Genomic DNA, 23643 nt, shown 5'->3' with positions numbered 1-23643 from the left:
TCAGACCCGGGCGTGGGCGAGGCTGGCGACGACCGTGACGCCGACGGTGCGCGTGTAGCACCACCAGGTCAGCGCCAGGCAGGCGGCGTAGAAGACGGCGAAGGCCAGGAACGCCGGCGCCGGGGTGCCGGCCGCGGCGAACGCCATGCCGAAGGCCCGGTTGACGAGGAACCCGCCGAGCGCGCCGACCGCCGAGATGACGCCGATCGCCGCCGCGGCCTGGCGCCTGCCGTGCAGCAGGGCTTCCGCGCCCGCGCCGCGCTCGGCGACCGCCTTGGCGTGGAAGATCGCCGGGATCATCCGGTACGTCGAGCCGTTGCCGATGCCCGCGGTGAGGAACAGCAGCTGGAAGGCCAGGAAGAACAGCCAGAAGCCGCCCGCGGCGCCGGCCGACCAGGCCAGCAGCACTCCGGCGCCCATGGCCGCGAAGTTCCACTGCGTCACCCGCGCGCCGCCCAGCCGGTCGGCCAGCCAGCCGCCCACCGGCCTGACCAGCGAGCCGAGCAGCGGCCCGACGAACGCGACCGCCGCGTACGGCGCCTCGGGGAACAGGCTCTTGCTCAGCAGCGGGAACGCCGTCGAGTAGCCGATGAACGACCCGAACGTGCCGACGTACAGGACCGACATGATCCACGTCTGCGCCCGCCCGGCCACCGAAAGCTGCTCGCGCGGCTCGGCCCTGGCGCCGGCCAGGTTGTCCATGAAGAACCACGCGCAGGCCGCGGCCACCACGATGAACGGGATCCAGAACCACCCGGCGGCGGCCGTCCCGAGCGAGCCGATCACCAGCGGCACGACGAGCTGCACCGAGCTGACCCCGACGTTGCCGCCCGCCGCGTTCAGCCCGAGCGCCAGCCCCTGCCTGCCGCGCGGGTAGAAGTAGGTGATGTTGGCCATGCTGGAGGCGAAGTTCCCGCCGCCCACCCCGGCCAGCGCCGCGATCACCAGGAACAGCCAGTACGGCGTGCCGGGATCGTTCACCGCCACCCCGAGCAGCACGGCCGGGACCAGCAGCAGCGCCGCGCTGGCCACGGTGAAGTCGCGCCCGCCGAACCTGCCCGGCCCGAACGTGTAGGGCACCCGCAGCGCCGCCCCGACCAGGTTCGGCAGCGCGACGAGCCAGAAGAGCTGGTCGGTGGAGAAGTCGTAGGCCCCCATCCTGGTGGCCACGACGCTCCACAGGGTCCAGACGGTGAACCCGAGATGCTCGGCCACGATGGAGAAGACCAGGTTGCGCCGGGCGACGTGCCTGCCGGTCCGCTGCCAGAAGGCCGGGTCGTCGGGGTGCCACTCGGTGATCCAGCGCGCCATCGATCTCTCCTCCGCTCGGCGTCGGGAGCACCACGGTAGGAAGGCCGCGTTACGCGTTCCGGCAGCCGGCGGGCGTGCGCCGGTTACGTGTGATTCACCGCGGTAACAAGGCGCGCACAAGCGTCACCGGCGAAACACGCCGGTAATGATCGGAGTTCTGGCTGGTTACACGGTCTTCCCGGGGGTAACAGCACTCATGGCAAGGGGGGGAATAATGATCAAAAAGCTGCACCAGATGGGCATCAAGTCAGGCCACATGTACGCCGCGGGGCTGGCGTCCATCGGCCTGTCCTTCTGTTCCTGGATGATCTCCAAGAACAACGAAGGTGCGGGTCTCGACCGGGCCGACCGGTGGGGGATCTTCGTCGGCGAGTGGGCGCCCACGTTCTTCGCGATGGGCGTCGCGCTGCGGATCGAGGAGACCCACAAGGACCTCGAAGAGCGCGGCACCGAGATGTTCGACAGCACGCAGGGCCAGCGGTCCCGCTCGCACGTCGGAGTTTGACCAGGGGGCCGCGCAGGTCACGCCGGGGGCCGGCCTGCGCGGCGCACCTCTGCACCGGGGGCCTCAGCGGGACAGCCGCTCCAGCGGCTCGTCGGTCAGCCGGTACTTCAGCCACTCGTCCTGCCGTACGGCGCCGAGCTTGTCGTAGAAGGCGATGGACGGCTCGTTCCAGTCGAGCACCGACCACTCCAGGCGCTGGTAGCCGCGTTCGGCGCAGATCCGCGCCAGTTCCGCCATCAGCGCGCGGCCGTGGCCGCCGCCCCGGTGCTCGGGGCGCACGTACAGGTCCTCCATGTAGATGCCGTGCACGCCGCGCCAGGTGGAGTAGGTCAGGAACCAGATCGTGAAGCCGACGGGCTCGCCGTCCTGCTCGGCCATGTGCGCGAACACGGCGGGCCGCTCGCCGAAGAGCGAGTTCCGCAGCATCTCCTCGGTCACGCGCACCTCGTGCGCGGCGTTCTCGTACGTGGCCAGCTCAAGGATCATGCGCACGATGGCGGGGACGTCTGCTGGGGTGGCGGGGCGAATCATGCGCACAGGGTAACCAGCGCATTTGGTTGAACCGTCCACCGCCCCCGTACGTCGTTACGGCAGAACGGTATTCGGGGGACCGTCTGGAAGCTCAGCCCGGATGACCGAATGGGGACGGAAACCGTGGGCGTTTTAGAGGAGCTGGGGGTTCGCCTGCCCCCGTATCCGGACATCAGGCTCGCGCTCGTGCTCGGTGAGCGCGCTCTGTACGTGAACGGGGATCTGCAGACCGCCAGACGCTGGTTCGACTCGGCCTACCGGCAGGCCGAGGCGTGCGGCGACGTGCCCGCCCTGGCCAGGGCGGCGCTCGGCCTGGGCGGGGTGTGGGTGCAGGAGCACCGCACGTGCGCGGAGTCGGAGATGGTGCGCGCGCGTCAGCGGCACGCGTTGTCGCTGATCGATCCGTACTCGTCGCTGGCCCTGCGGCTGCGGATCAGGATGACCGGGGAGGAGGACTACGGCGCGGGCGGGCACGAGGAGATCCTCCGGCTCGTCGCGCGGGCCAGGAGCGCGGGCGATCCGGCGGCGCTGGCCGAGGCGCTGAGCCTGGCCCACCACTGCCTGCTCGGCCCGGAGCACGGGCCGGCCCGGCTGGAGCTGGCCAGGGAGCTGATCGGCCAGGCGGCGGTCACCGGCCGCCGGGGCGACCTGCTGATGGGCCTGCTGTGGCGGACGGTCGACCTCTACCTGGCCGCCGACCCGCACGCCGGACGCTGCCTGGAGGAGCTGCGGGGCCTGCTGGCCGAGCACGACCACCTGGCGGTCGGGTTCGTGACCGACGTGATCAGGGTGATGCTGGCCGTCAGGGCGGGCCGGTTCGAGCAGGCGGAGAAGATGGCCGGCGACTGCTTCGAGCGCGGCCTCAAGGCCGGCGACATGGACGCCACCGGCTGGTACGGCGGCCAGATCGCCGTCATCCGCTGGTACCAGGGCCGCACGGCCGAGCTGTTGCCGGTGCTGGCCGACCTGGTCAGCTCGCCCACGCTCAGCCCGGTCGACAACTCCTACCTGGCGGGCCTCGCGCTGGCCGCGGCCACCTCGGGCGACCGCAGGGCGGCGGCCGGCCACCTGGCCCGGCTGCGCGGCCGGAACCTGGCCGACCTGCCGAGGTCGAGCACGTGGTTGTTCTCGATGTACTGCGTCGTCGAGACCGCCCACCTGCTTCAGGACGCCGGCACCGCCGCCGAGGCGTACGCGCTGCTGCTGCCGTTCGCCGCTCTGCCGGTGGTGGCCAGCCTGGGCGTGCTCTGCCTCGGCTCGGTGCAGCACAGCCTCGGCATGGCCGCGCTCACGACCGGCGACGTGGACCGCGCCGCCGGGCACCTGGCGGAGGCCGTACGGGCCGACCTGGCGCTCGGCCACTGGCCCGCCGCGACGCTGTCGCGCTGGCGGCTCGGCCAGGCGCTCGCGCTGCGCGACGGGCCGCACGACAAGGCGGCGCGGGCCGCCCAGAACGCCGCCGCGCAGGAGGCCAGGGAGCTCGGCATGGTGCTGCCCGCCGTGGTCGGCAGGGCGGGCGCGGCGCACGGGGCGTTCCGGCTGCGCAGGCACGGACGGCACTGGCAGGTCGAGCACGGCGGGCGGCTGGTGGTCGTCGAGCACAGCGTCGGCATGCAGCACCTGGCGACCCTGATCGCCAACCCGGGGCGCGAGATCCTGGCCGCCGACCTGGCCGCGGGCGCGCCGGCGCAGGAGAGCGAGCCGGCCTCGGCGCAGCCGGTGCTGGACGACCTGGCCAGGGAGACCTACCGGCAGCGGCTGACCCAGCTGCAGGCCGACATCGACGAGCTGGAGGCGATGAACGACCTCGAACGGGCCGCCGCGCTGCGGCTGGAGCGCGAATGGCTGGTGGCCGAGCTGTCGGCGGCGACCGGGATCGGCGGGCGGGCGCGGCCGTTCACCGGCACGGAGGAACGGGCGCGGATCGCCGTGGGCAAGGCGATCAGGCGGGCGATCTCCCGCGTCTCGTCGGCCGACCAGGCGCTGGGGGAGGAACTGCGGGCCACCGTGCACACGGGTGTGCGGTGCAGCTACCGGCCTCGCTGACCGCCGTACGGGCGTGCCCCCGCGGCGCGCCCGTACCTTTTCGTCCGGGACACTGGTCGCAGGAACCAGACGAACGGACAAACAGCATGGAACACCGCACACTCGGACGTACGGGACGTCAGGTCGGCGTCGTGGGCCTCGGCGCCTGGCAGCTCGGCGCCGACTGGGGCGAGGTGAGCGAGGACGAGGCGTTCGCCACCCTGGAGGCGGCCGTGGCGGCGGGCGTCACGTTCGTCGACACCGCCGACGTCTACGGCGACGGCCGCAGCGAGCAGATCGTCGGCCGCTTCGCCAAGGCACATCCCGGGCTCACCGTGGCCACCAAGATGGGCCGCCGGATGGCGCAGGTCCCGGCCAACTACGTGATGGACAACTTCCGCGCCTGGAACGAGCGCTCCCGGCGCAACCTCGGCATGGACACCCTCGACCTGGTCCAGCTCCACTGCCCGCCCACCCCCGTGTACTCCTCCGACGCGGTCTTCGACGCCCTGGACACGCTGGTCGCCGAGCAGAAGATCGCGGCGTACGGCGTCAGCGTGGAGACCTGCGAGGAGGCGCTGACCGCCATCGCCAGGCCGGGCGTGGCGACCGTGCAGATCATCCTCAACGCGTTCCGGCTCAAGCCGCTGGAGCGGGTCCTGCCCGCCGCCCGTGCGGCCGGGGTGGGCGTCATCGCCCGCGTCCCGCTGGCCAGCGGCCTGCTGTCGGGCCGCTACGACGAGCACACCGTGTTCGCCCCCGACGACCACCGCACCTACAACCGGCACGGCGAGTCGTTCGACGTCGGCGAGACCTTCTCCGGCGTGGAGTTCGGCACCGGCCTGGAGGCGGTGCGGCGGCTGGCCGGGCTGGTGCCCGAGGGGGCGTCCATGGCCCAGTTCGCGCTGCGCTGGATCCTCGACCAGCCCGGCGTCTCGGTCGTCATCCCCGGCGCGCGCAACCCCGGCCAGGCACGGTCCAACGCGGCCGCGGCCGACCTGTCCCCGCTCCCGGCGGAGACGCTGCAGGCCGTGCAGGCCGTCTACGACGAGCTGATCCGGCCGCAGGTGCACGACCGGTGGTGAACCGTTGACGGTACGGCTTCCCGCGCTCTAATGTTTAGGAAACTTTCCTAAGCAATTCTCGCCGCGCGCACACCTCCGAGGAGCCCCGCATGAACGCGAGAAGATGGACCGCCGGCTGCGCCGCCCTCGCCACGGGTCTGGTCCTGCTGGGCGCCCCGACCGCCTCCGCCGCGCCCACCGGCTGCACGTACCAGCTCAACCAGGCCGAACGCTGGGCCACCAGCTACTGCCCGAGCGGCACCGGCGAGCACCGCATCCACGTGATCCAGCGCCACTTCCTGCCCGAGGTCGGCCTGATCCCGATCGAGGGCCCGTGGGTGCCGGCCGGGCAGACCTCCTACACCGGGATCACGCCGCACACCACGGTGAGCGTCTGGGTGGACACCCGCGGATGAACACCAACGGATACGGCGGTTTCTGCCCGAACACGAGCATGACCCCCAACGGATACGGCGGCTTCACCGCCCGCTGACACGGGACCTTCACCGCCCGGCCGACGCGGGACCTTCAGCGCCCGCCGACACGGGGGCTTCGGCGCCCGCGCCAGGGGTGGCCGGCGTCAGCGCCCGCGGCCCCTTCGCCTGCCGTACGCCAGGTAGGCGATGGGTCCGAACGGCTGCACGAAGATGCCCAGCCACCAGACGCCCTTCCAGCCGTGGATCTCCCGCTGCGGCCGGCGCCACAGATCCACGGCGGCGGCCCCGGTGAGCACCAGCTCCGCCGAACCGAGCCCGAGCAGCACCGCCCGCCGCCGGCCCGACATGTCACTCCATCGCATGGCCGAACACTCCGATCGACCCCTCTGAGGACAAAGCCTGTCATTCCGTCGTCTACCCCACCCGTCGCCGCCCGACAAGCCCCCCTCTCGCCCGGCCGTCCCTCACCGCCGGATCGCGATCTCGTAGGAGTAGCGGTCGCCACGGTAGATCGACTTGGCCGCCTCGACCGCCCTTCCCCGCTGGTCGTAGGCCACCCGTTCGACCAGCAACGCCGGCGCCAGCGGCGCCGCCTCCAGCAGCTCCGCCTCCTCCGGCTCCAGCACCGTGGCCCTGATCGACTGCTCGGCCCGCTCCAGCCTGATCCGGTACGCCCCCGCCAGCACCTCGTACAGCGACCCGCCGAGCGGCCGGTCGAGCAGTCCGGGCACGAACGCGGCCGGCACGTGGGCACGCTCCAGGCACATCGGCGAACCGCTGGCCGTACGCACCCGGCACAACCGCACGACCGGGTCCGCCGGGCTGATGCCGAGCGCCTGCCCCACCCGCGCCCCCGCGGGCACCTCGGCCGCCTCCAGCAGCCGCGACCCCGGCTCCAGCCCCCGCCCCCGCATGTCCTCGCTGAACGACGTCAGCTCGATCGTCTTGGCGATGCTCCGGTGCGCGACGAACGTCCCCGCCCCCTGGACGCGGTAGACCCGCTGGCCGGTCTCCAGCCGGTCGACCGCCCGCCGCACGGTCAGCCTGCTGACCCCGAACTCCTCGGCGAGATCGCGTTCGGCGGGCAGCCGTTCGCCCGGCTTCAGCTCGGTCTCGATGAGCGCGAGCAGATGGTCTGTGAGCTGGCCGATCTTCGTCACGGATGGTCGTCCTCGGTCAGGGTGGGCCTCTTGACGCTCCGATCGTAATTGGGCTATACCAATCGAGCAAGTGGGGCGGGCTTGTCTCCCTTTAACGAAAGATTGGGCTGTACCAAATGGATGTGGTGACCGCGATCGAAGGCGGCCTGGTCGTGAGCTGCCAGGCCCCCGAGGGCCATCCCCTCCGCGACCCGGACACCATCGCGCTGCTCGCCCGCTGCGCCGAACTCGGCGGCGCGGCCGGCCTGCGCGTGAACGGCCCCGAGGACGTCCGCGCGGTCAAGGCCGCCACGGACCTCCCCCTGATCGGCCTGGCCAAGGTCCCCCGCCCCCACGCCCGCCCCCTGATCACCCCCACCTTCGCCCTGTGCGAAGCCCTGGTACGAGCCGGCGCCGACATGGTGGCTTTGGAGGTGACGGCGGAGGCCGTGGCGGAAGCGGGCGACCCGCCATCCCTGGTCGAACGGGTGTGGAGGGAACTGGGCGTGCCCGTCATGGCCGACGTCTCGACAGCGGAGGAAGGACTGCTCGCCTGGAACCGAGGCGCAGCCCTGATCTCCACCACCCTCTCCGGCTACACCCCCTACACCACCCCCGCCCCCGCCGCCGCTCCTCGGCCGGGGCTTCCTCATGAGCCCGACCTCGACCTGGTCGGCGAACTCGCCGCCCTCGGAGTCCGTACGGTCGCCGAGGGCCGGCTCCGCACCGACGCCCACGTGGCCGAGGCGTTCGCCCGAGGCGCCTGGTCCGTCGTGATCGGCGCCGCCATCACCGATCCCCTCGCCCTCACCCGCCACCTCACCACGGCCACCCCCAGGGGAAAGCCGATGACTCCCACCCCACCCCACGCAGGCCCCCACCACCCCGGCGAACCCATGCCCACCCCAAACCGCCGCCCAGACAACACCCCAGCGGCACACCCCCACCTGAACAGCACCGCCCAACCCCCCACAGACAGCACCCCAGCCGGACACCCCCGCACGAAAAGCGCCCCCAACGTGCGGCGCCACGCGGACGCCATCCCCGCCGTGCTCGGCATCGACATCGGCGGTACCAAGACCGCCGCCGCCCTGATCCCGGCCTCGGCCACCCCCGAGACGGAGATCCGCCTGCCCGCCCGCGTCCCCACACCTGCCGGAGGCGGCGCCGCGGCGGTGCTGGCCGCCGCGCTGGACCTGGCCGAAGACCGCCTCACCCAGGCACGCGCCGCCGGGATGGACGTCATCGCCTGCGGCGTCGGCAGCGCTGGGACGATCGGCGACAACGGCGTGGTCACGCACGCCACCGACGCCCTGCCCGGCTGGCGGGGCACCGACCTGGCCACCGCCTTCACCCAACGGCTCGGCCTGCCCGTCACCGTGCTCAACGACGTCCACGCCTGGGCGCTCGGGGAGGCCCGCCACGGCGCGGCCCGGGGCAGCCGCCTGGCCCTGGTCCTCACGATCGGCACCGGCCTCGGCGGCGCCCTCGTACGTGACGGCGAACTCCTGCGTGGCCGCAACGGCATGGCGGGCTCCCTCGGCCACACCCCGGCCGTCCTGCCCCCGAACGCCGACGCCGACCGCCCGTGCCCCTGCGGCGCGACGGGCCACCTGGAGGCGTACGCGTCAGGCCCGGCGATCCTGTCGGCCTACCACGCCCGCGGCGGCACCGCCCCCGACCTCGGATCCCTCTCCGCAGCGCTACACAACACCGAACCCCCAGCCCTCGGACCCCTCTCCGCAGCCCAACGCAACACCGAACCCCCCACCCCGCGAACCCCGACAAGCACCACCGATCTACGAGACCTGATCGAGCTCTCCGGTCATCAGGATCAGGCGGAGAGCGCCGACCCTTTGGCCCATGAGGTGATCCGCGAGGCCGCCGTCATCCTCGGCCGATCGATCGCCTCCGCCGCCACCCTCCTGGACCCGGACGTGATCGTCCTGGGCGGCGGCGTCACCGGCCTCGGCGACCTCCTGACCGTCCCCCTGATCGAGACGATCCGCCGGTACGCGCCCTGCGGCCTAGCCGCCGTCCCCGTCCGGCTCTCGACCCTGGGCTCACACGGAGCCGTGCTGGGCGCGGCCTCGGCCGCCATGCCCTGACTCCGGAGCAAGCACGTACCGGCCGACCGGCGTCAGCCGCGAGGCGGGAGGTGCAGCCAGATGTCGGGCGGCCCCAGGACGGGCCGGGCGTCGGTGAGCCGCAGCCCCGTGTACGCGCAGCAGTACGCCACAGCCTCCCCCTGGTAGAGAAAGGCGTTCAGCACCTCGTCCGCCGAGCTGTCCGGCGACACCCAGCCGCCGCCCGGATACGCGTCCCACTCCTCGACGACGCCGTTCCGCGAGCTGCAGCCCTGGTTGCCGCCCTTCGGATCGGCGTACATCGCGTAGCAGACGGTGCCGGCCGAGAGGCGGTTGATCACGTCGGCGCTGGTCACCTCGGAAGCCCGGCGCCGGCTGACCACGCATCCGCCCGGCACGTCGGTGGCCCCCACCAGACCGTTCCCCTCACGCGGGTACGGCTCGTCGAGCACCCCGTCGATCCCGGCTCCCTCGGCCACCGTCGCCCCCAGCCGCCGCGCCGCCTCCGCCGCGGTGACGCCCGCGACGCACACCAGCTCCAACCCGTCGTACCCGAAGTCGCCCAGGGCCTCGATCAGCCGCTCGGCCTCCACGACGGCGGCGATCTCCGCCTCCGACAGCGTGGGCTTGTCGCGCGGGAAGGGGAAGAACAGGCCCGGATTGGGACCGGCCAGGCTGAGCCGCCCGGGCGACCAGCCGCCCGTCATCGGCCGCCACGGGTCGGCCCCCGCGGCGACCAGGGCGAGCGCGTTGTCCCTTTGATGGGCGAACACGGCCCGCCAGAGGGCGCTGTGCCCTTCGTACGTGGCATCCACGTCGCCGACCCGGCGGGCCAGCTCGGCGACCACCTCGGGCGAACCGTACTCGGCCGCGAGGTGGAGGGGCGGCCCCTCATGCCACAGGTCGGCATGCGGATCGGCGCCGGAGTCGAGGCGGGCGCGGATCTCGCTCAGATCGGACCAGTCATCCCAGCTCAGGCCGACCCATCCGGCTTCCTTGGTGACAACCACGGCACTCCCCCAGAGGCAGCTTATCGAACACCAGTACGAGCATATCGCGGCTCCGGTGCCGGACACTCCCCGACGGCCCGCCCGGCCCCGCACGCGCAACCGTCCGCGCGGGGCAGGCCCAGGAGAGCCGCGCAAGCCTCTGACCATGGACGTCGGCCACCCCGAGGTGGCCGACGATCAGTCAAACCCTAAGCGCAGCGTCGCCGCACCTCGACCAGGAGTGACATAACCGTGCCCTTCCGGCGGTACACCCCTGTCTCCGTCGGTGCGTCTCCTCACGTCCGGACCATCCGTCCCTGGAGTCACGCCATGCGTACGAACGCGAGCACGGCCAGGATCGTCACCACCGCGGCCGCCCTGTTGCCCCTCACCCTCGCCCTGAGCGCGCCGGCCGAGGCGGCCACCGTCCCCGGAGGAACCGTCGCGGCCCGGGTCGTCAAGATCGTGGACGGCGACACCATCGACGTCGTGCGCGGCACCACGAAGATCCGCGTGCAACTGCTCGGCGTGGACACCCCCGAGCGCGGGCGGTGCTGGTCGAGGGCGGCGACCGCCCGTACGGCGGCGCTCCTGCCGCCCGGGACGACGGCCCACCTGCTCACCGCCAAAACGCCGGGCCGCCCGCCCTCGCACGTGTGGAACGCCAAGGGCGTGCACGTCAACCGCAACCTGATCCGCTACGGCTACGGCAAGGCCGTCCCGTCCAAGCCGGACGACAGGTACAAGAGCCTCTTCCGCGCGGAACAGGCGAAGGCCAAGGCGGAGAGGTTGCGGATCTGGTCCGGCAAGTGCGACACGTCCACCTCCACGCCGACCCCGTCCCCCACGCCGACCCCGCCCGCCGGCACCGACCCGCGCTTCCGCACCTGCGCCGAGGCGAACGCCGCCGGCTACGGCCCGTACCGCCGGGGCGTCGACCCCGAGTACGCGTGGTACCAGGACCGCGACGGCGACGGAGTCGTCTGCGAACGCTGACCGGGACGCCCTGCCGAACGCCCCGGCCGACCGGCCGGGGCGCCCGGCACCGGCGCCACGTCAGCGATCCGGACGCGCCAGGATCGCCGCCTCGACACGCAGACCGACCCCGACCAGCGCGACGACGAGCAGGAACGCCAGCCAGGGCAGCGGCGGGATCGACCACTGCAGCAGCATGAACGCGGCCGAAGCCAGTCCGCCCGCGATGCCGGTCGTCCCGAGCACCCGAAGGATCCAGACGGTCTCACGCTCGTCGGTGGCGGGGCGGCCCCGCGGCCCGGATTGACTCACGAAGGCGAGCCTCCCAGGCCCCACCCCGTCCCGAAAGACCCCCGCGAGCACTTCCCTACGGGAAGGCGGGAGACCGGCCCCCAGGCGAACACCACCGGCCTCGCCATAGATAACGAATTCGGGCTAACATCGCCACATGGCGATTGATTCTGAAGGTGGCCGTTGTGTCAGTGCCGACATCGCCGCCGGCATCTCCCCCGCGGCCGCGCTGTTCCACTCCCTGGCCGACGAGACCCGGCTGCGCATCGTCCAGCGCCTGGCCCGTGGCGAGGCCCGCGTGGTCGACCTGACCACCCAGCTCGGCCTGGCCCAGTCCACGGTGTCCAAGCATCTGGCCTGCCTGCGCGACTGCGGCCTGATCGACTACCGCGCCGAGGGCCGCCAGTCGTTCTACTCCCTGACCCGGCCCGAGCTGATGGACGTGCTCGCCTCCGCCGAGCAGCTGCTGGCCGCCACCGGCCACGCCGTGACGCTGTGTCCCGCCCCCGTCGGGATCACAGAGAAGCCGGTGTCGTGACCGCCGCGCACCTCACCACCCCGGCGCGCCGGACGGCCCTGCGGCGCCGCATCCGCCTGCTGGTCGCGGCCACCATCACCTACAACGTGATCGAGGCGGTGGTGGCCATCACCGCCGGCACCGTGGCCTCCTCCGCCGCGCTGGTCGGCTTCGGCCTGGACTCGGTGGTGGAGGTCGCCTCGGCCGCCGCGGTGGCCTGGCAGTTCTCCGCGGCCGACCACGAGCGCCGCGAGCGGGCCGCGTTGCGCGTCATCGCGATCTCCTTCTTCGCGCTGGCCGCCTACGTCACCTTCGACGCCGTCCGTACGCTGCTGGGGGTGGGCGAGGCCGAGCACTCCGCCCCGGGGCTCGTCCTGGCCGCACTGTCGCTGGTGATCATGCCGTTCCTGTCCCACGCGCAGCGCCGCGCCGGGCGCGAACTCGGCTCCGCCTCCGCGGTGGCCGACTCCAAGCAGACCCTGCTGTGCACCTACCTGTCCGGCGTGCTGCTGGTGGGACTGGCGCTCAACAGCCTGTTCGGCTGGTCCTGGGCCGACCCGGTCGCCGCGCTCGTGATCGCCGCCGTCGCGGTCAAGGAAGGCCGCGAAGCCTGGCGCGGTGACGCCTGCTGCGCCGTCCCGGCCGGCCCTGAGGAGCAGGCGGACGGATGCGCCCCCAGCTGCTCCTGCTGCTCGTCGTCCGGAGAATGACAGGCGCGCATCCCCGAGGAAAGGTGAGGAGCGTGAACTCCGCCCTGGTGGTGGTCGTCATGGTGGCGGCGACGTTCGCCACCGCGACGCTGTCGGCGGTGGCCGGGTTCGGCGGCGGGGTGCTGCTGCTGCCGGTGTTCGTCGCGGTCCTGGGCACCCGGGACGCGGTCGCGGTGCTGACCGTCGCGCAGCTCGCCGGCAACGGCAGCCGGGTGTGGTTCAACCGGGACGAGGTCGACCGGCGTCTGGTGGGCGTCTTCGCGGCCGGGGCGGTGCCCGCCGCCGCGGCCGGCGCGCTGGTGTTCGCCGCCGCCCCGCCGGCCGCGCTGACCCGGGTCATCGGGGTGTTCCTACTGGTCATGGTGGTCTGGCGGCGCCGGCGGCCGGATGGCGTGCGGCTGGACGACGCGGCGTTCGCGGCCGTCGGAGCCGTGTCCGGGTTCGGTTCGGCGCTGGTCGGCTCCACGGGGCCGATGGTCGCCCCGTTCTTCCTGGCCCGCGGCCTGTTGCGGGGCGCCTACATCGGCACCGAGGCCGCGGCGGCGGTGGTGATGCACCTGACCAAGCTGGTCGTCTTCGGCGCGGCCGCCGTGCTCACCACGTCCGGCCTCGCCACCGGGCTGGCCCTGGCGCCGGCGAGCGCGGCCGGGGCCTGGGCGGGCAAGAAGATCGTCGACCGGCTGCCCGCCGGCGCGTTCGTGGTGGTGGTCGAGGCGGGGCTGGTCGCGTCCGGACTGGTGCTGGTCGTCACCGGAGGCTGAGGACCCGGCCGTCCGAAGCTGGACGACGTCAGGCCCGGACCACGACGACCGGACGCTGACCGCCGGGCCCGCCCGCGCCGGAACGTCACGCCTCGCGCAGCCGGGTGGCCTGGCGCGTGAGGTGGTCACGTTCGGGGAGGGTGGGCGCCGAGCGGGCGGCCTCGGTGTAGAGCCGCGCCGCGGTGGCCGGGTCGCCGGCACGTTCGTGCAGGTAGGCCGCGACGGCTGCGTGGCGGGGCAGGGCCGGGTCGAGCTCGGCCAGGGCGGCCAGACCGGCCCGCGGGCCGTCGGCCTCGCCGACGGCGACGGCCCGGTTGAGGCGGGCCACCGGGCTGCCGGTGAGGCGCACCAGCTCGTCGTACCACTCGACGATCTGCGCCCAATCGGTCTCCCCGGCCGTCGGGGCGTCGGCGTGCAGCGCGGCGATGGCGGCCTGGGCCTGGAACTCGCCCAGCCGGTCGCGGGCGAGGGCCGCCTGGAGCACGTCGACGCCCTCGGCGATCAGGCGGGTGTCCCACAGGCCGCGGTCCTGCTCGGCGAGGGGCACGAGGCTCCCGTCGGGAGCGGTGCGTGCCGGCCGCCGGGCGTGGTGCAGCAGCATGAGCGCGAGCAGGCCCGCCACCTCCTCGTGCTTGATCCTCGCCGCGAGCAGCCGGGTGAGCCGGATCGCCTCGGCGGCGAGGTCGACGTCGCCGGAGTAGCCCTCGTTGAAGACCAGGTAGAGCACGCGCAGCACGGTGGCGACGTCGCCGGGCTGGTTGAACCGCACGCCGGAGACGGTGCGCTTGGCCCGGCTGATCCGCTGGGCCATGGTCGCCTCCGGCACCAGGTACGCCTGCGCGATCTGCCGCGTGCTCAGCCCGCCGACCGCGCGCAGCGTGAGCGCGACGGCCGAGGCCGGCGTCAGGGACGGGTGCGCGCACAGGAAGTACAGCTGGAGCGTGTCGTCCACCGCCTCCCCGGGGCCCGGCGGGGGCTCGCTCTCGACGCGGGTCTCGCGGTGCCGCCGGGAGGCGTCGGCGCGGGCGGCGTCGAGGAACTTGCGCCAGGCCACGGTGACCAGCCAGCCCTTGGGATCGCGGGGCGGGTCGTCCGGCCACACGCGCACGGCCTCGGACAGGGCGTCCTGGACGGCGTCCTCGGCCGCCGCGAAGTCCGCTCCGCGGCGGACGACGACGCCGATCACCGCGGGCACCAGCTCCCGCAGCAGCGACTCGTTCACCCGGCCACCAGGTGCGTCCCGGTCAGGAAACGACTCGTTCACTCGGCCACCAGGTGCGTCCCGGTCAGGAACGGCCGCACCTCCAGCCACTCGTGGATCGGCTCGCCGCCCGCGCCCGGCGCCGCGGACAGCTCGCCGGCCAGGTGCAGCGCCCGTTCGTAGCTGCCGACGTCGATCACCATCCAGCCGGCGATCAGGTCTTTGGTCTCGGCGAACGGGCCGTCGGTGACCGGCGGCCGCCCCTCGCCGTCGTAGCGCACGAATGTGCCCTCGGGCGAGAGCCCCTGACTGTCGACGAACTCGCCGCTCTCCTGAAGCCGGGCGGCGAAGTCCCGCATGTACTGGACGTGGGCCGCGACCTCCTCCGGCGTCCACTGGCCCATCGGCACGTCGTTGACCGCCGCCGGCGCACCCCGGTAGTGCTTGAGCAGCAGGTATTTGGCCATCAGGTCCTCCTTCGAGCTGTCCGGCCCAGTCTGGCGGGGTTCCGCCCTCGGGACAAAACTCGGCTTGACCTTGACGTTGCGGCAGGGGAAGAGCGTCCGACATGGCCTGAAGAAGTCGAACGGGGAGCCTTCCACCTGCCTCATCGTCACTGCCGGTCTCGTGATGTCGGTTGGGTGGAGCATGCGAATGGGGGCAGCCATGATGCAAGCGCCTCAGAACTTTCCCCTGCCCGCCCCGTGCCTCGGGACCATCCCCGCATGCGCGATCATCGGCCTGCGGTAACGGTTGAGAATCACGCCGCCCCCGCCTACCAGGGGCAGGGTGCAATGGAGCTATGTCAGCCAGGCGGCCGGGATCGCAGGAGCAACCATCGCGGCGACGAACGAGGGCCTCCCGGACTGGGGACGCGTCAAGCCGTTCGGGAGCCTCCGGCTGCTCACAGCTTCTTTGCGGCTGGTGGCATGAACCCGGGCAGAGGGCCTGGTACCACGAGCCCGACCGCGGATCCCTCGGCACAAGTCACTTCCAAGTGTGACTGCAATGGCGTGCGCCACCGTGTTCGTCGTGCCGGAAACGCCGGCACGAGCGACCGATTCGAGGGACGTAAACCGTGTACAAGAAGGTGCTCGCCACTGCGGCGTCCGCCGTCCTGGCCCTGACCCTGACTCCCGCAGACCCCGCCGCCGCGAAGCCGGTCGTCTCGATCGTCGCGGGGTACTCCGCAACCGTCAAGGAGAACGACAGCAGCTTCTTCTGCCCCGAGAACGAGGTGTTGATCGGCCGGGCGCACCATGGGGACGAGAACGGCTACACGACGTACTGGTGCGGCAAGATCTGGATCGACAGGACACAGGTCGCCGTGTCCACGAACCGCTACCAGCTGGTCGACCCCGAGACCTACTCGTGGTTCGAGGCTCCTGAGAGCAACGCCATGGTCGGCCGCGAGCACGACGGGGACGAGAACGGCATCAGCGTGGTCTACTTCGCCATGCTCACGTATCTGGGCAGGCCCGTGACGCTGGTCAATAAGCGCTGGTCGGAGACATACACCGAGGAGTCGCACGAGTCGAAGGCGAACCCGGGCGAGATCATGACGGGACGCAAGCACTTCGGCGACGAGAACGGCGACACCGAGTACCAGTACGCCGTGGTCACGTACTACTGACCGATGCGCCACGGAGAGGGCCCACTGGGCGCTCGCGCAGTGGCGGCGCGCAGGTGAAGGGGGCAGCGCGTGGTTCGGGAAGACTGAGCGCTGTTCATGGTCGACGTACCGGCGTGCAGATCGACATGCAGACCGCCGAGGTAGCCCGATGCCCCTGATCGCTATCCCTAGGAGGCAGTGCCGGTGGAATCTGCCCGCCCAGAGGAGGCGATGTCCAGCTTCGGGTCACGGCTTCATGACGGGAACGCGCTGTGTGCCCCGGCGCGGCTGCGGTGGCGGGACCCTGATGGCATGCCGAGTTCTCCCGGCCCCGAGACACCGCAGCCGCGCAAGCGGTTCTTCTCGCACGTGACCGAGACCGTCTACCGGCAAGAGATCCGCCCTGACCAGGGGCAAGGTCGTGATGGACAAGATCTTCAAGCCGCAAGCCCGGTAGAGCAGCGGCTCCCCGTTCGGCTCCCAAGGATCAGCAGCAACGCCCGACTCCCCTTCTGAGCAGCCGAGAAAGCCGGATCCGGCTGGCTTGACGTTGACGTTGCGTCAACTTCTAGCATCGGGGCCATGTCGATCACTGTTCTTGACACCTGCTCCGCCATGCGGCGGATCCTGTCGGCCCCGATGGCGGACCGCGCCGGCCTGCTGCGTTCGATGCTGGAGCCCAACGCCGGCATGTACCGCTACTACCCCGGTGAGGTCGATCTGGTGTCCGTGCATCTCCAGACGTCCGGGTTCCCCATCGACCGTGACGAGAAGCGTTGCCTCGACGCGCTGGACACCCTGGAGGCGGCCGGCGCGTGGGAGCGGATGCAACGCGCGCTCGACGACGCGCTCGCCGTGCTGCTGGAGGCGACGCCGGGGATGGACGTTCCGGACATCACCGTGCTGTTCGTACTCGGCGATCCGGCTGACGAGCATTTCATGGGGCCCTGCCAGGGAGTGACCGGGTTCGGTGGCATCTCGGGCAACATCGCCATCACGTTCTGGCCCTTCCCCGAGAACGTGGAGCGGCTGGAGGCCACCGCCGTGCACGAGCTCCACCACAACCTGAGGTTCAGCCCCGGCGGGGTCGTGTGGGACCCGGCGACCGTCACGGTCGGCGAGCACGTCGTCTCCGAGGGCCTGGCCGACGCCTTCGCCCGCCAGCTCTACGGCGACGAGCTCGGCCCCGCCCGCATCGGCGTGCCGCACCTGCACGACGACGCGGTCTTCGACAAGGTGCTCACCGGCCTCGACGTGACGGGCATGGAGAACTTCACCGCCTGGGTGCACGGCGACGCCGGCGCCGAGCACCTCGGTGTCACCCCGGTTGGCCTGCCGATGGGCGCCGGGTACGCCGCGGGCAACCGGCTGGTCGACGCCTACCTGGCGGCGACCGGCCGGACGGCGGCGCAGGCCCTGCACGCCGACAGCGCGGAGATCATCGCGACCACGCTCCGCCGCGGGTGACACTGGAACGATGGAGTGGACGATCCAGGAGCTCGCGGCCAGGGCCGGCGTCAGCAGCCGTACCCTGCGGCACTACGACAGCGTCGGGCTCCTGACTCCGTCCCGGGTGGGCGCGAACGGCCACCGCCACTACGACTCCACCGCGGTCCTGCGGTTGCAGCGGATCCTGCTCCTGCGCCGACTCGGCATGGGCCTGCCGGCCATCGCCGAGGTCCTGGCCGACGAGGTGGACGCGTGCGACGGGCTGCGCGCCCACATCGCCGCGCTGGAGGAGGAGCGCGACCGCATCGACCGGCAGATCAGCTCAGTGCGTCACACGCTGGACGCCCTGCTGGCGGGGGCGGAGCCGCGGATGGACGTCATGCTGGCCGGGTTCAACGACCACTACAAGGACGACGTGATCTCACGCTGGGGCGAGCGCGCGTTCCAGGTGAGCAACGACTGGTGGCACGGCAAGACGCTCGACCAGCAGCGGGCCTGGAAGCGGGCCGCCGAGGAGCTGGTCGCCGCGTGGGTCGCCGCGGTGCAGGCCGGAGTCTCCCCCACCTCCGACCGCGCCCAGTCGCTGGCCGCCCGGCACGTCCGGTGGCTGAGCCAGATTCCGGGCACGCCCACGGCCGAGGGCGACCGGGAGCGCTCGATCGAGATGGTGAGCTGCCTCGGCGACATGTACGTCGACGACCCCAGGTTCGCCGCCATGTACGGCGACGCCGCCGGGGCGAGGTTCGTCCGCGACGCGCTGCAGGCGTACGCGCGTACCCGGATGTAAGCGCTCGTACCCGGATGCAAGCGGTCATCCCTCGCGTCCCCGGACGGGCGGAGGGATGATCGAGGGCATGCGGGTCTTGTCCCTGTGGCTGTTCGCGGCGTTCCTCATGGTCACGGCGTGCGGTGACGACGCCCCCAGGAACCCCGCGCTGGTCGGCAAGGACGGCGCGCAGGCGGCGTGGGCGCTCGTCCAGCACGCCGACCGCGATCTGGCGTTCCAGCGCCGGGGCCTGGAGATGATGCGGCGGGCGGTGGACGACGGCGACGCCGACCCGTCCGAGCTGGCCTACCTGGTGGACCGGGTGCGGGTGGCGGAGAAGAAGCCCCAGGTGTACGGGACGCAGTGGGAGACCACCCCCGAGGGCGAATGGCGGCCCCGCACCCCGATCGAGGACGAGGCGCGGGTCGACGAACGGCGCGCGGAGGTGGGTCTCAAGCCGCTGAAGGACTACCTGAAGGAGCTCCGGTCACTGAACTGAGAGCTCGCGGCGTCCTCAGAAGTAGCGGGACGTCAGGTCCGTCGTGGGCCAGGAGGAGACGGTGACCTTGTTCATGTCGTCGTCGAGCGTGTCGAAGTCGAGCGACCCGGTCTCCTCCCTGCGGTTGAACACGACCGCGTAGCTGAAGCCGTTCTGCAGCCGGGCCAGGTAGGAGTACGTGCCGGGCATCGAGCCGTCGTGCCAGGTGTTGAGGTGGCCGGTGACCTGGCGCACCCACCAGCCGCCGCCGTACCAGGACCCGTACTGGTTGACGCCGATCTCCGGCTTGGCGACCAGCTTGGCGATCGAGGTCGAGCTCAGCACCGTGCCGGGCCTGTCGAAGGCGAGGGTCCAGCGGACCAGGTCGACGGCGGAGGCGAGCCAGCCGCCGTTGGCGTCCTGGTTGGGCATGTTGAAGCCGCCGTACTGGTAGGGGACGACGGTGCCGGAGGTGTCCACCACCGACTTGTTCGTGTACTGCGACTCGTAGGCGATCTCGCCGGGCGCGGCCTCGCTGCGCAGGCTGCGGCCGAGCCGCATGCGGGTGATGCCGAGCGGCTGGAGCAGCTTGCTCTTGACGTACGACTCGTACGACATGCCGGAGACCTTCTCGATGACGCGGCCCAGCAGCAGGTAGCCGTAGTTGCTGTAGACCATCTTGCTGCCGGGGTCGAAGTCGAGCCGCCGGGCGGTGGCGTACTTGACGATGTCGGCGTGGCTGATCGGCAGCGGCACGTCGAGCGCGGCGGAGATGGTGTGGTCCAGCCAGAGCTGGTCCTTGGAGACGCCGCGGTCCCAGCCGCCGAGGTGCTGCATGAGGCGCAGGACGGTGACCTGGCCCATGCGCTCGTCGAGGGGGGTGAGCCCGAGGAGCTGGGTGACCTTGGCCGACAGGCTGAGCTTGCCGTCCTGCACCAGCCGCATGATCGCGGCAGAGGTGATGTTCTTGCTCAGGCTGGCGATCCGGAACAACGACGTGGGCGAGACCGCGGGCAGCGCCCTGGAGAAGTCGTTGTAGCGGTAGCCCCGGGCAAGGACGATCTTGCCGCTCTTCATGATGGCGAGCTGCGCGGCGGTGATCCGCCGGTCCAGCACGAACTTCTTCAACAGGTTGTCGAAACCGGCGAGCGAGGCGGGCGCGATGCCCGACATCTCGACCCCTGGCATGGGCCGCGCCGCCCGCGCCGCCTGGGCCGCCGTTCCGGGCGCGAGGACCGCGGCCGGAACCGCGATCGCGCCAGCTTTGAGAAGGTTTCGCCGGGACAGCAGCGTCACGTCAGGGCCCCCAAGTCACATCCGTACCATTAGGACCCGTATCTTACGGATTTTTCGGTCGTCCTTGACAAGGGTTTGCCAGATCGCCCCCGGCCGCAGCCCGGCGACCTCGCCGCCGGGCCGGAGCGCCGGGCGGGGCTAGACCCGGGTCATCGTCGACTGGTAGCCGCCGCCGGGCCACTCCCAGGCGCCGGCGTTGGTGTCGCCGTTCTCGTTGAACTTGCCGACGAAGCGGGCGGGCGAGCCCTGGTCGCCGTACCAGATGGTCAGTGTGTCGCCGCTGACCTCCCAGGTGTACTTGAGGATCTCGGCGGACTGGCCGAAGAGGTGCGACTTGAGGGTCTTGCTCTCCTCGTCGTAGCCGATGTACTCCACGGCCTTGGTGTCGACCAGGTCGACGTGCTGGACGAGGAAGTTGCCGCCCTCCAGCCATTCGAAGCGCACGGTGCCGGCGTCGGTCGCCTTGCCGTCCTCGACGTTGCTGACCCGCCAGGTGCCGATGAGGACGTCGAGCTGCCGGAGCGCGGGATTGGGGGATTTATCGGTCATGGTGGTTTCCCTCCGTTTCAGGGTGACAGTGCACGGCTTGGCGCGGCGGGACCAACGGCCCGATGCCGTCCGGCGAGGGCCGGTGATTTCGCGACTGACCTGCGAGGACACCGATCGGCGGCACTCCGGTCGCGCGTCAAGCATCCCTTGGCGTCGAGCCGATTGTCCACTGAAAGAGCACGTTGAAAGAAGCCGCGACACGGGCGCCGTGCGATTCTCGGGAAGAAATGCTTTCGTGCGGGAATTGTCGCGCGGCAGCGAATAGGCTGGAGGATTTTCATGGATTCGCCGTCGGTCTTCCGCAGGCCGCCGGCCCGCATCCCCGGCGCCGCTCCCGCCCCGCCCTCTCCTCCCGCCGCACCACCGGCCGCTCCCCCGCCCCTCGCCTGAGCAGACCGTCCATGAGCAGACCGACCATCTCGACCGCAAGGAGACGCATGTGAGCCGCCGTGGCTGGGTGCTGTTCGCCCTGATGTCCGTGATCTGGGGCATCCCCTACCTCCTCATCAAGGTCGCGGTCGGCGGCGTGCCGGTGCCCGTGCTGGTCTTCGCGCGCACCGCGATCGGCGCCGCGCTGCTGCTGCCGCTGGCGATCCGCGGCGGGCAGCTGGCGATGGTCCGGCGGTACTGGCGGCCGGTCATCGCGTTCGCCTTCCTGGAGATCCTGGCGCCCTGGTGGCTGCTGTCGGACGCCGAACGGCGGCTGACCAGCTCGACCAGCGGCCTGCTGATCGCCGCTGCCCCCATCCTCGGCGTGGCGCTGGCCCGCCTGAGCGGCGGCAGCGAACGGCTCGGCAGGGCCCGCTGGACCGGGCTGGTGATCGGCCTGGCCGGCGTCGCCGTGCTGGCCGGGCCGCACCTGGGCGGCGGGGACGCCTGGGCGATGGGCGAGGTGCTGCTGACCGCGCTCTGCTACTCGATCGCCCCGCTCGTCGCCGACCGGCACCTGCGGGACCTGCCCACCATCCCGCTGACCGCCGCCTGCCTGACCCTGGCCGCGCTGGTCTACACGCCCGCCGCGATCTGGACCTGGCCGTCCGCCATGCCGAGCTGGCAGGTGCTGGCGGCGCTGGGCGGCCTCGGCGTGGTCTGCACCGGGCTGGCGTTCGTGGTGTTCGTGGAGCTCATCAAGGAGGCCGGGCCGTCGCGGGCGCTGGTGTCGACGTACATGAACCCGGCGGTGGCGATCGTCGCCGGGGTGCTGATCCTGGACGAGCCGCTGACCGCCCTGATCGTCGTCTCGTTCGCGCTCATCCTGGGCGGCTGCGTGCTGGCCACCCGCGCGGAGAAGGAGCCGCCCGCTCCGGCGGCCGGCCCGCCGGAGCGGGCCGAAGAACTGGAAGTACGGTCCTGACCCGTTCTCGTGGTCGAGGCGTTGCAGGAAGCTGCCGGACGCGGGCAATTAGCTGAAGCCCGCATTCCCGATTCCGCGGTCGCACATCGAAGAAAATCATTGGTATCCGGCAACCAAGAAATCGATGGGTGACCTTCCGATGACCACAGAACTGCTCCGCGATTTCATCGCGCACGCCGAGAGAGAACCGTCCGCACCGGCGCTGCGCACCAGGACGGAAAAGGTCAGCTACGCCGAACTGGCCACCATGGCCGGACGGGCACAGAAAGAACTGGACGCCTTTCCGCCGGGCCCGGTCGCGGTGCTCGCCCGTAAATCCCCGCAGGCGGTCGCGCTCGTGCTCGGCTGCCTGGCGGCCGGGCGTCCGCTGCTGCTGCCGCCGATCGACCTCGGCGCGGTCGCGCTCGGCGAGTTGTGCGCACGGGCGGGCTGCGTCGAGGTGCTGGCCGCCACCCCCGAGGACGCCGCCGAACACCCCGACGTGGTCACCGCCGTGATCAGCGGGCACGGCGGCGGGCCTGCGCTCCCCGACCCGGTGGCGGTCGCCGGCCAGGACAGCGCGTTCATGCTGACCACCTCCGGCTCGACCGGCACCCCGAAGATCGTCCCGCTGTCGGCGGGCGCGGTGGCGCGGTTCACCGACTGGGCCGGCGACGCGTTCGGCCTCGGCCCCGGCGAGGTGGTGTTCAACTACGCGCCGCTCAACTTCGACCTGTGCCTGCTGGACGTGTGGGCCACGCTGCGGCACGGCGGATGCGTCGCCCTGGTCGACCCCGCGCTGGCCGCCAACCCGCGCTACGTCTGCGACTTCTTCGCCGCCTGCGGGGTCACCGTCGTCCAAGGCGTGCCCATGCTGTACCAGCTGCTGGAGGAGGGCGTCTTCCCCGGCGTGCGGCACGTCATCGTCACCGGCGACCACGCGCCGGTCCCGCTGCGCGCCGGGCTGCCGCGCAGGTTCCCGCGCGCCCGGCTGCACAACGTCTACGGCTGCACCGAGACCAACGACAGCTTCTGGCACGAGTTCGACGCCGCCGAGGCGGCCGGGCCCGCCCCCTGCCGATCGGCCGCCCGCTGCCCGGCGTCGTCGTGGCCTTCGGCCCTGATCTGGCCCCCGTCCCGCCGGACGACGGCGGCACCGAGCTCCTGGTCTGGACGCCCTTCCAGACCGAGGGGTACGTGACGCCGGACCCGGCCGCGGCGACCGGCAGGTTCGTGACCGGGCCGGACGGCCGCCGCTTCTTCCGCACCGGCGACCTGGTCCGCCGGGACGCCGCCGGCCGGCTGTTCCTCGTCGGCCGGGACGACTTCCAGCTCAAGGTGCGCGGCATCCGGGTGAACCTGGAGCAGATCGAGCGGGTGCTGCTGGAGCACGACGACGTCCTGGAGGCCGCCGTCGTCCCGGCCGTGGACGGCGCCGAGACCCGGCTCACCGCGTTCGTCCGCGGGACCGGGCCGGGGCGGCTGTCGGGGCTGCGGCTGCGTACGCACTGCGCGATGCGGCTGCCGCGGGCCGCGATCCCGTCCGCCATCAGGCTGGTCGAGCAGCCGTTCCCGCGTACCTCGACCGGAAAGGTGGACCGAAAGCGCATCGGCTGA

Annotated in this window: 26 protein-coding genes; 16 read left to right on the top strand and 10 right to left on the bottom strand. The window is 71.9% G+C overall.

Going from position 1 to position 23643, the window contains the following annotated elements:
- A complete protein-coding gene (locus ACNF49_RS18245) occupies positions 1–1311 on the bottom strand; it encodes an MFS transporter (protein WP_482944440.1) in 1311 nt (436 codons plus the stop codon).
- Positions 1312–1525: 214 nt separating this feature from the next.
- On the opposite strand from ACNF49_RS18245, the gene ACNF49_RS18240 reads away from it, so the two are divergent.
- Complete coding sequence (locus ACNF49_RS18240) at positions 1526–1816, top strand: hypothetical protein (protein WP_357965437.1); 291 nt, start codon at positions 1526–1528, stop codon at positions 1814–1816.
- A gap of 63 nt (positions 1817–1879) precedes the next feature.
- Here ACNF49_RS18240 and ACNF49_RS18235 read toward each other — a convergent pair whose 3' ends face one another.
- The gene (locus ACNF49_RS18235) at positions 1880–2347 is read right to left on the bottom strand and encodes a GNAT family N-acetyltransferase (protein WP_482944439.1); all 468 of its coding nucleotides are present in this window, start codon (positions 2345–2347) and stop codon (positions 1880–1882) included.
- Positions 2348–2470: 123 nt separating this feature from the next.
- Between ACNF49_RS18235 and ACNF49_RS18230 the strand changes: the two genes are divergently transcribed.
- The 3 genes from ACNF49_RS18230 to ACNF49_RS18220 all read left to right on the top strand — a co-directional run bounded on the left by ACNF49_RS18230 (position 2471) and on the right by ACNF49_RS18220 (position 5852).
- On the top strand, positions 2471–4393 hold the full coding sequence (locus ACNF49_RS18230; protein ID WP_482944438.1) for a hypothetical protein: 1923 nt from the start codon (positions 2471–2473) through the stop codon (positions 4391–4393).
- A gap of 86 nt (positions 4394–4479) precedes the next feature.
- The gene (locus ACNF49_RS18225) at positions 4480–5457 is read left to right on the top strand and encodes an aldo/keto reductase (protein WP_482944437.1); all 978 of its coding nucleotides are present in this window, start codon (positions 4480–4482) and stop codon (positions 5455–5457) included.
- Positions 5458–5546: 89 nt separating this feature from the next.
- Positions 5547–5852 (top strand): hypothetical protein, encoded by a 306-nt coding sequence (locus tag ACNF49_RS18220; RefSeq protein ID WP_482944436.1) that lies wholly within the window; start codon positions 5547–5549, stop codon positions 5850–5852.
- A gap of 164 nt (positions 5853–6016) precedes the next feature.
- Here ACNF49_RS18220 and ACNF49_RS18215 read toward each other — a convergent pair whose 3' ends face one another.
- A complete protein-coding gene (locus tag ACNF49_RS18215; RefSeq protein ID WP_357965447.1) occupies positions 6017–6235 on the bottom strand; it encodes a PLDc N-terminal domain-containing protein in 219 nt (72 codons plus the stop codon).
- Between the two features lie 102 nt (positions 6236–6337).
- Positions 6338–7033, bottom strand: coding sequence for a GntR family transcriptional regulator (locus ACNF49_RS18210; protein WP_482944435.1), 696 nt, complete (start codon positions 7031–7033; stop codon positions 6338–6340).
- A 125-nt stretch (positions 7034–7158) separates the two neighbouring features.
- Between ACNF49_RS18210 and ACNF49_RS18205 the strand changes: the two genes are divergently transcribed.
- Positions 7159–9120: a putative N-acetylmannosamine-6-phosphate 2-epimerase gene (locus tag ACNF49_RS18205; protein WP_498702631.1), complete on the top strand. Its 1962-nt coding sequence runs from the start codon at positions 7159–7161 to the stop codon at positions 9118–9120.
- 32 nt (positions 9121–9152) lie between these two features.
- Here ACNF49_RS18205 and ACNF49_RS18200 read toward each other — a convergent pair whose 3' ends face one another.
- Positions 9153–10109 carry an ankyrin repeat domain-containing protein gene (locus ACNF49_RS18200; protein ID WP_482944433.1) on the bottom strand — a complete coding sequence of 319 codons (957 nt, stop codon included), beginning with the start codon at positions 10107–10109 and terminating at the stop codon, positions 9153–9155.
- A gap of 309 nt (positions 10110–10418) precedes the next feature.
- On the opposite strand from ACNF49_RS18200, the gene ACNF49_RS18195 reads away from it, so the two are divergent.
- Positions 10419–11084: a thermonuclease family protein gene (locus ACNF49_RS18195; RefSeq protein ID WP_482944432.1), complete on the top strand. Its 666-nt coding sequence runs from the start codon at positions 10419–10421 to the stop codon at positions 11082–11084.
- Positions 11085–11144: 60 nt separating this feature from the next.
- Here the strand turns inward: ACNF49_RS18195 and ACNF49_RS18190 are convergent, their stop codons facing one another.
- Positions 11145–11375: a hypothetical protein gene (locus tag ACNF49_RS18190; RefSeq protein ID WP_482944431.1), complete on the bottom strand. Its 231-nt coding sequence runs from the start codon at positions 11373–11375 to the stop codon at positions 11145–11147.
- Between the two features lie 136 nt (positions 11376–11511).
- Between ACNF49_RS18190 and ACNF49_RS18185 the strand changes: the two genes are divergently transcribed.
- The 3 genes from ACNF49_RS18185 to ACNF49_RS18175 are packed head-to-tail and all read left to right on the top strand — an operon-like array spanning position 11512 to position 13342.
- Positions 11512–11892, top strand: coding sequence for an ArsR/SmtB family transcription factor (locus ACNF49_RS18185; RefSeq protein WP_482944430.1), 381 nt, complete (start codon positions 11512–11514; stop codon positions 11890–11892).
- On the top strand, positions 11889–12581 hold the full coding sequence (locus ACNF49_RS18180) for a cation efflux transmembrane domain-containing protein (RefSeq protein ID WP_482944429.1): 693 nt from the start codon (positions 11889–11891) through the stop codon (positions 12579–12581). The genes ACNF49_RS18185 and ACNF49_RS18180 overlap by 4 nt, the downstream gene beginning before the upstream one ends.
- Positions 12582–12613: 32 nt before the next feature.
- Entirely contained in the window at positions 12614–13342 is a 729-nt protein-coding gene (locus ACNF49_RS18175) for a TSUP family transporter (protein WP_482944428.1), read from the top strand.
- An 85-nt stretch (positions 13343–13427) separates the two neighbouring features.
- On the opposite strand, the gene ACNF49_RS18170 is transcribed toward ACNF49_RS18175, so the two are convergent.
- Positions 13428–14564, bottom strand: coding sequence for an RNA polymerase sigma factor (locus ACNF49_RS18170; RefSeq protein ID WP_482944427.1), 1137 nt, complete (start codon positions 14562–14564; stop codon positions 13428–13430).
- 38 nt (positions 14565–14602) lie between these two features.
- A complete protein-coding gene (locus ACNF49_RS18165) occupies positions 14603–15010 on the bottom strand; it encodes a YciI family protein (RefSeq protein WP_357965476.1) in 408 nt (135 codons plus the stop codon).
- A 611-nt stretch (positions 15011–15621) separates the two neighbouring features.
- Here ACNF49_RS18165 and ACNF49_RS18160 point away from each other — a divergent pair.
- The 4 genes from ACNF49_RS18160 (at position 15622) to ACNF49_RS18145 (ending at position 18869) form a co-directional block, all read left to right on the top strand.
- Positions 15622–16176, top strand: coding sequence for a hypothetical protein (locus tag ACNF49_RS18160; protein WP_357965479.1), 555 nt, complete (start codon positions 15622–15624; stop codon positions 16174–16176).
- A 561-nt stretch (positions 16177–16737) separates the two neighbouring features.
- Positions 16738–17622 carry a DUF2268 domain-containing putative Zn-dependent protease gene (locus ACNF49_RS18155; protein ID WP_357965481.1) on the top strand — a complete coding sequence of 295 codons (885 nt, stop codon included), beginning with the start codon at positions 16738–16740 and terminating at the stop codon, positions 17620–17622.
- Between the two features lie 10 nt (positions 17623–17632).
- Positions 17633–18391, top strand: coding sequence for a MerR family transcriptional regulator (locus ACNF49_RS18150; RefSeq protein ID WP_482944426.1), 759 nt, complete (start codon positions 17633–17635; stop codon positions 18389–18391).
- 67 nt (positions 18392–18458) lie between these two features.
- Positions 18459–18869, top strand: a complete 411-nt coding sequence (locus ACNF49_RS18145) for a DUF6624 domain-containing protein (protein ID WP_482944425.1) — start codon at positions 18459–18461, stop codon at positions 18867–18869.
- 15 nt (positions 18870–18884) lie between these two features.
- On the opposite strand, the gene ACNF49_RS18140 is transcribed toward ACNF49_RS18145, so the two are convergent.
- Together ACNF49_RS18140 and ACNF49_RS18135 are read right to left on the bottom strand one after the other, a co-directional pair.
- Entirely contained in the window at positions 18885–20036 is a 1152-nt protein-coding gene (locus ACNF49_RS18140; RefSeq protein WP_482944424.1) for a serine hydrolase domain-containing protein, read from the bottom strand.
- A 246-nt stretch (positions 20037–20282) separates the two neighbouring features.
- Positions 20283–20693, bottom strand: coding sequence for a hypothetical protein (locus tag ACNF49_RS18135; RefSeq protein ID WP_482944423.1), 411 nt, complete (start codon positions 20691–20693; stop codon positions 20283–20285).
- Positions 20694–21132: 439 nt separating this feature from the next.
- Between ACNF49_RS18135 and ACNF49_RS18130 the strand changes: the two genes are divergently transcribed.
- The 3 genes from ACNF49_RS18130 to ACNF49_RS18120 all read left to right on the top strand — a co-directional run bounded on the left by ACNF49_RS18130 (position 21133) and on the right by ACNF49_RS18120 (position 23643).
- A complete protein-coding gene (locus tag ACNF49_RS18130) occupies positions 21133–22047 on the top strand; it encodes a DMT family transporter (protein ID WP_357965491.1) in 915 nt (304 codons plus the stop codon).
- Between the two features lie 139 nt (positions 22048–22186).
- Positions 22187–23227 (top strand): AMP-binding protein, encoded by a 1041-nt coding sequence (locus tag ACNF49_RS18125; protein ID WP_482944422.1) that lies wholly within the window; start codon positions 22187–22189, stop codon positions 23225–23227.
- A complete protein-coding gene (locus ACNF49_RS18120; RefSeq protein ID WP_482944421.1) occupies positions 23224–23643 on the top strand; it encodes an AMP-binding enzyme in 420 nt (139 codons plus the stop codon). The genes ACNF49_RS18125 and ACNF49_RS18120 overlap by 4 nt, the downstream gene beginning before the upstream one ends.

This window comes from Actinomadura sp. ATCC 39365 (assembly GCF_054392275.1).
This window is presented reverse-complemented; position numbering and strand designations above follow the sequence as displayed.